This is a genomic window from Micromonospora sp. NPDC047753, assembly GCF_040642735.1.
Taxonomy (GTDB): Bacteria; Actinomycetota; Actinomycetes; order Mycobacteriales; family Micromonosporaceae; genus Micromonospora.
In genome coordinates this window covers 1-8,926 of sequence record NZ_JBEYSL010000276.1, presented here as the reverse complement: position 1 = coordinate 8,926, position 8,926 = coordinate 1, and the positions used below count along the sequence as shown (strand labels likewise).

The window sequence follows — 8,926 nt, the reverse complement described above, 5'->3', positions numbered from 1 at the left end:
CATGGCGAGTCACCCAGCGAACGGCGCTCGCCCTCGCCGGATAGTTCGGTAAGGGAGTGATGTCCCATGACCCCGTGCACGTCGTGGGGGGCCGTGACCGGCCTGGCCCTCCTTGCGGAGCTGCTCCAGGCGGGGGATCACGACGGTCAGCAGCTGCAGGATGATCGACGCGGTGATGTAGGGCATGATGCCCAGCGCGAAGACCGAGAGCTGCAGCAGCGCTCCGCCGGAGAAGAGGTTGAGAAGGTTCACCACCCCGGTGGTGTCACCCTGGATGGTGTCGAGGCACTTCTGCACGTTGCCGTACGAGACGCCCGGGCTGGGGAGCGTTGCACCCAGCCGGTAGACCGCGATGATGCCTACTGTGAACAGCAGCTTCTTGCGCAGGTCAGGCGTACGGAACGCACTGAGAAAGGCGGACAGCAACTTCTTCCTCCTGCGCGAGGCGGGCCGCCGGTGATCCCTGGCGGGTCGGGGTGGATCACGGGCGAGTGCCCGCAATCCATGGCTGGGATGGGACTCTAACAGCCTCACCCCGGTCCGGGCAGATGTGCCCGACTACATAAATCGATTCCGATGTTACCGGGCGCTCACGGCCCAGGCAGACCATGGCGCCCGCCAGTTGCTCTCAACTGGACGGGCGCCATGGTCGTACGCCTTACAGCTCGGTGACGGAGCCACCGGCGGCAGCGATCTTCTCCTTGGCCGACGCACTGAACGCGTGCGCGGACACCTGGAGCGCCACACCGCCGAGATCCCCGGTACCGAGGACCTTGACCGGGTGACCCTTGCGGACCGCGCCGGACTCAACGAGCTCCAGCGGGCCGACCTGACCACCATTCGGGAACAGCTCAGCGAGTCGGTCCAGGTTGACAACCTGGAAGACCACCTTGAACTTGTTCTTGAAGCCCTTCATCTTCGGCAGGCGCATGTGGATGGGCATCTGCCCACCCTCGAACGCCGCCGAGATGTTCTTGCGGGCCTTGGAGCCCTTGGTACCGCGACCAGCGGTCTTGCCCTTGGAACCCTCACCGCGACCCACACGGGTCTTCGCGGTCTTGGAACCGGGCGCCGGGCGCAGGTGATGCACCTTGATCGTCATTACTCGACCTCCTCGACCTTCACGAGGTGGCTCACAGTGAAGATCATGCCGCGGATCTCGGGCCGGTCCTCCTTGACCACCACGTCGTTGATCCGCTTGAGACCGAGCGAACGCAGCGACTCACGCTGGTTGTGCTTGGTCCCGATACCGGACCGGAGCTGGGTGACCTTCAGGCGTGCCATCAGTTCGCCACCCCCGCACGCGACGCCAGCATGGCGGCCGGCGCGACGTCCTCCACCGGCAGACCACGACGCGCCGCGACCTGCTCGGGGGACTCAAGCCCCTTCAGGGCCGCCACGGTGGCGTGCACGATGTTGATCGGGTTCGACGAACCGAGGCTCTTGGAGAGCACGTCGTGGATCCCAGCGCACTCCAGCACGGCACGCACCGGTCCACCGGCGATGACACCCGTACCGGCCGAGGCCGGCTTGAGCAGCACCACACCAGCGGCGTCCTCACCCGTCACCGGGTGCGGGATCGACTGACCGATCCGCGGGACCTTGAAGAAGTGCTTCTTGGCCTCCTCGACACCCTTGGCGATGGCCGCGGGCACCTCCTTGGCCTTTCCGTAGCCCACGCCGACCGTGCCGTCGCCGTCGCCCACGATCACCAGGGCGGTGAAGCTGAAGCGACGACCACCCTTCACGACCTTGGCGACGCGGTTGATCGCGACGACCCGCTCAAGGTGCGGGGTCTTCTCGACGGGCGCGTTTCCGCGGCCGCCCTCACGGCGGTTGTCGCGGCGACCACCCTCGTTGCCACCGGACCCGCCGCCACGGCGCTGTTGACCTGGCATCAGCAGCCTTCCTTCTCTCTCGTGACGGGGTTGTTAGAACTCGAGCCCGGCTTCGCGGGCGGCGTCGGCAAGCGCGGCGACTCGCCCCGCGTACCGGTTGCCGCCGCGGTCGAAGACGACCTTGGAGACGCCGGCGGCCTTGGCCCGCTCGGCGAGCAGCGCGCCCACCTTGCCAGCCAGGGCGCTCTTGTCGCCCTCCGCACCGCGCAGCGAGGCGTCCAGGGTCGACGCCGACGCCAGGGTGTGACCCTTGGTGTCGTCGACGATCTGGGCGACCATGTGCCGCAGCGAGCGGGTGACGACCAGGCGCGGACGCTCGGCCGTACCGCTGACGTTCTTGCGGACGCGGAAGTGTCGACGCGCACGCCCAACGGCGCGCTTGGCGGCGACACCGCGGCGGCGCTTGAGCAGCGTGGCGCTCACTTCTTACCTGCCTTTCCAGCCTTGCGGCGGATGACCTCGCCCTGGTACTTGACGCCCTTGCCCTTGTAGGGCTCCGGCGGGCGGATCTTCCGGATGTTGGCGGCGACCTCACCGACCTGCTGCTTGTCGATGCCAGCCACGTGGAACAGGGTCGGCCGCTCCACCGTGAAGGTGATGCCCGCCGGGGCGGGGACGACCACCGGGTGCGAGAACCCGAGCGCGAACTCGAGGTCCGAACCCTTGGCGGTGACCCGGTAACCGGTGCCGGCGATCTCCAGGCTCTTGCGGTAGCCCTCGGTGACCCCGACGATCATGTTGGCAACCAGCGTACGGCTCAGGCCGTGGAGTTCCTTGGCCTTGCGCTCGTCGTTCGGCCGGTTGACGCTCAGCTGCCCATCCTCGGCCCGCTCGACCTTGATCGGCTCGGCGAGGGTGTGCTGGAGCTGGCCCTTGGGGCCCTTGACCTTGATGGTCTGCCCGTCGATCGTGATGTCGACGCCGGCTGGCACCGGGATCGACTTACGTCCAATTCGCGACATTTCTACCTGTCTCCCGTTACCAGACGAAGGCGAGGACTTCCCCGCCAACACTCCGCTTGCGGGCCTGCCGGTCGGTCAGCAGCCCCTGGGACGTCGAAATGATCGCCACGCCCAGCCCACCGAGCACCCGCGGGAGCCCGTCCGACTTGGCGTACACCCGGAGACCGGGCTTGGACACGCGCTTGATGCCGGCCAGGCTCCGCTCGCGGTTCTGGCCGTACTTCAGCTCGACGACCAGTCGCTTGCCGACGGCGCCCTCCTCGGGCTCCTCGACCGACCAGGTGGCGATGTAACCCTCGGCCTTCAAGACCTCGGCGATGTTCGCCTTGATCTTGGAGTAGGGCATCTTCACCTGATCGTGGTACGCCTGGTTGGCGTTACGCAGACGCGTGAGCATGTCTGCGATCGGGTCGGTCATCGTCATGGATTTCGTCAGCCTTTCTCGCCGGGGTTCCCGGGGCATCAGCCCCGGGCCTACGGCGAAGAGCAATACCTAATCGGTGCAGGAGTTCCCGGCCGACGGCCGGGACGCGGTCGCCCTTACCAGGAAGCCTTGGACACGCCCGGCAGCTCACCGCGGTGAGCCATCTCCCGGATGCAGACCCGGCAGAGCCCGAACTTGCGGTAGACCGCCTTCGGACGCCCGCACCGCTGGCAGCGGGTGTACGCGCGAACCGAGAACTTCGGCTTCGCGGCCGCCTTGATGATCAGCGCCTTCTTGGCCATCTCAGTTCTCCTTGAACGGGAAGCCCAGGAGCTTGAGCAGCGCCCGGCCCTCGTCGTCGGTCGTGGCGGTCGTGACCACCGTGATGTCCATGCCCCGCTGGCGATCGATCCGGTCCTGGTCGATCTCGTGGAACACCGACTGCTCGGTCAGACCGAACGTGTAGTTGCCGTGCCCGTCCAGCTTGCGCCCGTCCAGACCGCGGAAGTCGCGGATACGCGGCAGCGCGATGGAGAGCAGCCGGTCCATGAACTCCCACATCCGGTCGCCGCGAAGGGTGACCTTCGCGCCGATCGGCATGCCCTCGCGGAGCTTGAACTGCGCGATGGACTTGGTCGCCCGCCGCACCTGCGGCTTCTGGCCGGTGATCGTGGCGAGGTCGCGGACCGCGCCGTCGATCAGCTTGGCGTCGCGAGCAGCCTCGCCGACACCCATGTTGACGACGATCTTGACCAGCCGCGGCACCTGCATGGGGTTGCCGTAGCTGTGCTGCTCACGCAGCTGGGCCACGATCTCGTTGCGGTACCGCTCCTTGAGGCGCGGCAGGGTCTTTTCGGTAGCCGTGGTCATCACAGGTCCTTACCGGTGCTACGCGCGATGCGGACCTTCTGGCCGTTGTCGTCGATCCGGTAACCGACGCGGGTCGGCTTGCCGTCGGAGTCCAGGACCTGCACGTTCGAGACGTGGATCGGGGCCTCCTGGGTGACGATGCCGCCGGTCTTGGCGCCACGCTGGGTGGTGCTGATGCGGGTGTGCTTCTTGACCCGGTTCACGCCCTCGACCAGGACCTTGTCCTGCCGCGGGTAGGCCTGAATGACCTTGCCCTTGGCACCCTTGTCCTTGCCGGCGATGACGACGACCGTGTCGCCCTTCTTGACCTTCACGGTCACAACACCTCCGGCGCGAGGGAAATAATCTTCATGAACCGCTTGTCCCGCAGCTCCCGGCCCACCGGGCCGAAGATACGGGTTCCACGCGGGTCCCCGCCGTCCTTGATGATGACGGCGGCGTTCTCGTCGAAGCGGATGTACGAGCCGTCCGGACGCCGCCTCTCCTTGGCCGTGCGAACGACGACAGCCTTGACGACGTCGCCCTTCTTCACACCGGCACCCGGGATCGCGTCCTTGACGGTGGCCACGATGACGTCGCCGATACTCGCGTAGCGCCGACCGGAGCCACCGAGAACCCGGATGCACAGGATCTCCCGAGCACCCGTGTTGTCGGCGACGCGCAGTCGCGACTCCTGCTGAATCACGTCTATCTCCTATGTCTGCCGGTTCTCCGGCCGCCGTAGCGGCCGGAGCCTGGCGGAACCAACGCCCGACGCAACGCCGGGCGAGCTCGAGCCTTCGCTACTTGGCCTTTTCCAGGATCTCCACGATCCGCCAACGCTTGGTGGCGCTCAGCGGCCGGGTCTCCATGATGAGAACCCGGTCACCGGTGCCAGCGGCGTTCTGCTCGTCGTGCACCTTCAGCTTGCTCGTACGGCGCATGATCTTGCCGTACAGAGCGTGCCGAACCCGGTCCTCGACCTCGACCACGACGGTCTTGTCCATCTTGTCGCTGACCACCAGGCCCTCACGGACCTTGCGGCGGGACCGCGCGGTGGCGGTGGCGGTGTCTTCGGTCATGATGCAGTCACCTCAGTCGGCGCGGCCGAGAGCCCCAGCTCGCGCTCGCGCATGATCGTGTAGATCCGGGCGATCTCCCGACGGATGACCTGCAACCGCCGGTTGTTGTCCAGCTGCCCGGTTGCGGCCTGCACGCGGAGGTTGAACAGCTCCGCCTTGGCCTCCCGCAGCTTCGTGACCAGCTCCTCTTCGGAGAGCTCACGCAGCTCGGTCGCCTTAACGCCCGCTGCCATCAGGATTCACCCACTTCGCGCGTAACAATGCGGCACTTCATCGGGAGCTTGTGGATCGCGCGACGCATGGCCTCTCGCGCGGTCTGCTCGTTGGGGAAGGACATCTCGAAGAGAACCCGCCCCGGCTTGACGTTGGCAACCCACCACTCGGGCGAACCCTTACCGGAACCCATCCGGGTCTCGGCAGGCTTCTTGGTGAGGGCCTGGTCCGGGAAGATCGTGATCCAGACCTTGCCACCACGCTTGATGTGGCGAGTCATCGCGATACGTGCCGACTCGATCTGCCGGTTCGTCACGTACGCCGGCTCGAGAGCCTGGATCCCGAACTCGCCGAACACCACCCGGTTACCACCCTTGGACGCGCCACTGCGGTCCGGGTGGTGCGGCTTGCGGAAGCCCTTCGGGGGCTTGCGCGGCATCAGCATCTGTCAGCCCTCCTGCTGCGTTTCTGCCGGAGCAGCAGTGGCGGCGACAGCTGCGCTGTCGACCGGCTCGCCGCTCGGCGTCTCGGCCTGCTGCGCGATGGTGGTCGCAGCAGCCCGACCGGCCTCGGTGCCACCAGCCGTGGTGCCGGACGAACCCGACCGGCCACGGCGCGGACGCTCGGGACGGTCGCCGCGCTCACCACGACGCGGGCGGGACGGACCGGCCTCGGCCGGAGCTTCCCGGCCCGGGACGGCGTCGCCCTTGTAGATCCAGACCTTCACACCGATCCGACCGAACGTGGTACGGGCCTCGAAGAAGCCGTACTCGATGTTGGCCCGCAGCGTGTGCAGCGGAACCCGGCCCTCACGGTAGAACTCGGTCCGGCTCATCTCGGCGCCGCCGAGGCGACCCGAGACCTGAACCCGGATGCCCTTGCAGACCGGGTTCTTCATCGCCGACTGCATAGCCTTGCGCATCGCCCGACGGAAGCTGACCCGGCTGGACAGCTGCTCGGCCACGCCCTGCGCGACCAGCTGAGCGTCCGACTCGGGGTTCTTCACCTCGATGATGTTCAGCTGAACCTGCTTGCCGGTGAGCTTCTCAAGCTCGCCGCGGATCCGGTCGGCCTCCGCACCCTTACGGCCGATGACGATGCCCGGCCGGGCGGTGTGGATGTCGACCCGGACCCGGTCGCGGGTGCGCTCGATGTCGACCTTGGAAATCCCGGCACGCTCGAGGCCCTTGGACATCATGCGGCGGATCTTGACATCCTCGCCGATGTAGTCCTTGTAGAGCTTGTCCGCGAACCAGCGGGACTTCCAGTCGGTCGAGATGCCGAGCCGGAACCCAGTGGGGTGAACCTTCTGACCCATTACTCGGCGTCCTCCGTCTTGCTCTGCGCTTCGGCCGGTGCGGCCTCCGTGGCCGGGGCGGCCTTCTTCGCCGCGGCCTTCCTCGGCGCTGCCGGCGCGACCGCTTCGACCGCCACAGTGATGTGGCAGGTGCGCTTGCGGATTCGGTACGCCCGACCCTGCGCCCGCGGCTGGAACCGCTTCATCGTCGGGCCCTCGTCCACGAAGGCCTCGCTGACGAGCAGCGCGTCGGGGTCCAGCCGCTCGTTGTTCTCCGCGTTGGCGATCGCGCTAGCGAGCACCTTGTACACCTGCTCGCTCGCAGCCTGCGGCGCGAACTGCAGCACCGTGAGCGCCTCCTTCGCGGGCAGGCCGCGGACGAGGTTGACCACCCGGCGCGCCTTCATCGGCGAGATGCGCACGTGCCGCGCAACCGCCCGCGCGCCCGGAAGCACCGGAGCGTCGCCCTTTCCTGGCATCGCTGTAACCCCTTGTTCCCTCTATCCGTATGCCTGGCGGCGTCAGCGCCGACGGCTCTTCCGGTCGTCCTTCTCGTGACCCTTGAACGTGCGGGTCAGCGCGAACTCGCCGAGCTTGTGCCCGACCATCGCCTCGGTCACGAACACCGGGACGTGCTTGCGTCCGTCATGCACGGCGATCGTGTGCCCCAGCATCTCGGGGATGATCGTCGAGCGCCGCGACCAGGTCTTGATCACGTTCTTGGAGCCCTTGTCGTTCTGAACTTCCACCTTCTTGAGCAGGTGGTCGTCTACGAACGGGCCCTTCTTCAGGCTGCGAGGCATGTCTTATCTCCCTCAGCCGCGCTTACGCGTGGCGTAGCGACGGCGGACGATCAGCCGGTCACTCGGCTGGCCCTTACGGCGGGTGCGGCCCTCGGGCTTACCCTGCGGGTTGACCGGGTGGCGACCACCGGAGGTCTTACCCTCACCACCACCGTGCGGGTGGTCGACCGGGTTCATGGCGACACCACGGACGGTCGGGCGCTTGCCCTTCCACCGCATCCGGCCGGCCTTACCCCAGTTGATGTTCGACTGATCGGCGTTGCCGATCTCGCCGACGCTGGCGCGGCAGCGCACGTCCACCCGCCGGATCTCGCCGGACGGCATACGCAGGGTCGCGTACGCGCCCTCGCGGCCGAGCAGCTGGATACCGACGCCGGCGGAACGGGCCAGCTTGGCCCCGCCACCCGGACGCAGCTCCACGTTGTGGATCGTGGTACCGACCGGGATGTTGCGCAGCGGCAGGTTGTTACCCGGCTTGATGTCGGCGCCCGGACCGGACTCGACGCGGTCGCCCTGCTTCATGTCCTTCGGCGCGAGGATGTAGCGCTTCTCGCCGTCGGCGTAGTGCAGCAGCGCGATGCGCGCCGTGCGGTTCGGGTCGTACTCGATGTGAGCGACCTTCGCCGGCACGCCGTCCTTGTCGACCCGCTTGAAGTCGATCAGACGGTACTGACGCTTGTGACCGCCACCGTGGTGCCGCGTGGTGATCCGGCCGTGGGCGTTACGCCCGCCCTTCTTCGGCAACGGAGCCAGCAGCGACTTCTCCGGCGTGGACCGGGTGATCTCGGCGAAGTCAGCGACACTCGAGCCACGTCGGCCCGGCGTCGTCGGCTTGTACTTACGGATAGCCATTGTCTACACCCCTCAGCTGACCGGGCCGCCGAAGGCCTCGATACGGTCACCGTCAGCCAGCTTCACGATCGCCCGCTTGGTCGCCTTGCGCTGACCGAAGCCGGTCTTGGTGCGCTTGCGCTTACCCTGGCGGTTGAGCGTGTTGACCGTCAGGACGCGGACGTTGAAGATCTGCTGGATAGCGATCTTGATCTCGGTCTTGTTCGCGTCCGGGTGCACCAGGAAGGTGTACCAGTTCCGGTTCAGCTCGCTGTAGCTCTTCTCCGAGACGACCGGCGCCACGATGATGTCGCGCGGGTCGGCGATCGTGCTCACTTGCCACCCTCCTCGGTGGTCTCGGCGGGCACGCCCAGGAACTCGTCCAGGGCGTCCTTGGTGAAGACCACGTCGTCGGCCACGAGCACGTCGTACGTGTTCAGCTGGCCGGACTCGATCAGGTGCACCCGCGGCTCATTGCGCAGCGACACCCAGTTCAGCTCGTCGGTGCTGCTCAGCACGACCAGGACCCGACGGGCCTCGGTGAGCTTGGTCAGCGTGGCCAGGGCC

19 protein-coding genes and 1 pseudogene are annotated in these 8,926 nt (G+C 67.2%); all 20 read right to left on the bottom strand.

Features of this window, described 5'->3' with window-relative positions:
- Nucleotides 1-96 precede the first annotated feature (96 nt).
- Nucleotides 97-426 (bottom strand): annotated as a pseudogene (locus tag ABZ749_RS21915) (preprotein translocase subunit SecY); the annotation flags it as partial.
- A gap of 232 nt (nucleotides 427-658) precedes the next feature.
- Nucleotides 659-1,102, bottom strand: coding sequence for a 50S ribosomal protein L15 (gene rplO, locus ABZ749_RS21910; protein ID WP_030329906.1), 444 nt, complete (start codon nucleotides 1,100-1,102; stop codon nucleotides 659-661).
- Nucleotides 1,102-1,284 carry a 50S ribosomal protein L30 gene (gene rpmD, locus ABZ749_RS21905; protein WP_007465262.1) on the bottom strand — a complete coding sequence of 61 codons (183 nt, stop codon included), beginning with the start codon at nucleotides 1,282-1,284 and terminating at the stop codon, nucleotides 1,102-1,104. Before rpmD ends, rplO begins: the two co-directional genes overlap by 1 nt.
- Complete coding sequence (gene rpsE, locus ABZ749_RS21900) at nucleotides 1,284-1,898, bottom strand: 30S ribosomal protein S5 (RefSeq protein WP_357206394.1); 615 nt, start codon at nucleotides 1,896-1,898, stop codon at nucleotides 1,284-1,286. The genes rpmD and rpsE overlap by 1 nt, the downstream gene beginning before the upstream one ends.
- Before the next feature lie 33 nt (nucleotides 1,899-1,931).
- The gene (gene rplR, locus ABZ749_RS21895) at nucleotides 1,932-2,321 is read right to left on the bottom strand and encodes a 50S ribosomal protein L18 (RefSeq protein WP_030329901.1); all 390 of its coding nucleotides are present in this window, start codon (nucleotides 2,319-2,321) and stop codon (nucleotides 1,932-1,934) included.
- Complete coding sequence (rplF, locus tag ABZ749_RS21890; RefSeq protein ID WP_357230387.1) at nucleotides 2,318-2,860, bottom strand: 50S ribosomal protein L6; 543 nt, start codon at nucleotides 2,858-2,860, stop codon at nucleotides 2,318-2,320. Before rplF ends, rplR begins: the two co-directional genes overlap by 4 nt.
- A gap of 16 nt (nucleotides 2,861-2,876) precedes the next feature.
- Entirely contained in the window at nucleotides 2,877-3,284 is a 408-nt protein-coding gene (gene rpsH, locus ABZ749_RS21885) for a 30S ribosomal protein S8 (RefSeq protein ID WP_007465270.1), read from the bottom strand.
- 116 nt (nucleotides 3,285-3,400) lie between these two features.
- The gene (locus tag ABZ749_RS21880) at nucleotides 3,401-3,586 is read right to left on the bottom strand and encodes a type Z 30S ribosomal protein S14 (RefSeq protein ID WP_007465272.1); all 186 of its coding nucleotides are present in this window, start codon (nucleotides 3,584-3,586) and stop codon (nucleotides 3,401-3,403) included.
- A 1-nt stretch (nucleotide 3,587) separates the two neighbouring features.
- The gene (gene rplE, locus ABZ749_RS21875) at nucleotides 3,588-4,154 is read right to left on the bottom strand and encodes a 50S ribosomal protein L5 (protein ID WP_196919809.1); all 567 of its coding nucleotides are present in this window, start codon (nucleotides 4,152-4,154) and stop codon (nucleotides 3,588-3,590) included.
- Entirely contained in the window at nucleotides 4,154-4,474 is a 321-nt protein-coding gene (rplX, locus tag ABZ749_RS21870; protein ID WP_172899047.1) for a 50S ribosomal protein L24, read from the bottom strand. Before rplX ends, rplE begins: the two co-directional genes overlap by 1 nt.
- Nucleotides 4,471-4,839 carry a 50S ribosomal protein L14 gene (rplN, locus tag ABZ749_RS21865; protein WP_007465279.1) on the bottom strand — a complete coding sequence of 123 codons (369 nt, stop codon included), beginning with the start codon at nucleotides 4,837-4,839 and terminating at the stop codon, nucleotides 4,471-4,473. Before rplN ends, rplX begins: the two co-directional genes overlap by 4 nt.
- Before the next feature lie 97 nt (nucleotides 4,840-4,936).
- A complete protein-coding gene (gene rpsQ, locus ABZ749_RS21860) occupies nucleotides 4,937-5,215 on the bottom strand; it encodes a 30S ribosomal protein S17 (protein WP_112584814.1) in 279 nt (92 codons plus the stop codon).
- Nucleotides 5,212-5,448, bottom strand: coding sequence for a 50S ribosomal protein L29 (rpmC, locus tag ABZ749_RS21855; protein WP_007465283.1), 237 nt, complete (start codon nucleotides 5,446-5,448; stop codon nucleotides 5,212-5,214). Before rpmC ends, rpsQ begins: the two co-directional genes overlap by 4 nt.
- Nucleotides 5,448-5,873, bottom strand: coding sequence for a 50S ribosomal protein L16 (gene rplP, locus ABZ749_RS21850; RefSeq protein WP_053653940.1), 426 nt, complete (start codon nucleotides 5,871-5,873; stop codon nucleotides 5,448-5,450). Before rplP ends, rpmC begins: the two co-directional genes overlap by 1 nt.
- Before the next feature lie 3 nt (nucleotides 5,874-5,876).
- Nucleotides 5,877-6,746: a 30S ribosomal protein S3 gene (gene rpsC / locus ABZ749_RS21845; protein WP_091402401.1), complete on the bottom strand. Its 870-nt coding sequence runs from the start codon at nucleotides 6,744-6,746 to the stop codon at nucleotides 5,877-5,879.
- A complete protein-coding gene (gene rplV / locus ABZ749_RS21840) occupies nucleotides 6,746-7,204 on the bottom strand; it encodes a 50S ribosomal protein L22 (RefSeq protein ID WP_007465297.1) in 459 nt (152 codons plus the stop codon). The genes rpsC and rplV overlap by 1 nt, the downstream gene beginning before the upstream one ends.
- A gap of 42 nt (nucleotides 7,205-7,246) precedes the next feature.
- Nucleotides 7,247-7,528, bottom strand: coding sequence for a 30S ribosomal protein S19 (rpsS, locus tag ABZ749_RS21835; RefSeq protein WP_007465299.1), 282 nt, complete (start codon nucleotides 7,526-7,528; stop codon nucleotides 7,247-7,249).
- A 12-nt stretch (nucleotides 7,529-7,540) separates the two neighbouring features.
- Complete coding sequence (rplB, locus tag ABZ749_RS21830) at nucleotides 7,541-8,380, bottom strand: 50S ribosomal protein L2 (protein WP_053653944.1); 840 nt, start codon at nucleotides 8,378-8,380, stop codon at nucleotides 7,541-7,543.
- Between the two features lie 12 nt (nucleotides 8,381-8,392).
- Nucleotides 8,393-8,695 carry a 50S ribosomal protein L23 gene (rplW, locus tag ABZ749_RS21825; RefSeq protein WP_007465304.1) on the bottom strand — a complete coding sequence of 101 codons (303 nt, stop codon included), beginning with the start codon at nucleotides 8,693-8,695 and terminating at the stop codon, nucleotides 8,393-8,395.
- Nucleotides 8,692-8,926 (bottom strand): 50S ribosomal protein L4 (gene rplD / locus ABZ749_RS21820; RefSeq protein WP_357230384.1); only part of this gene is annotated, 235 nt, incomplete at its 5' end. The genes rplW and rplD, both read right to left, overlap by 4 nt.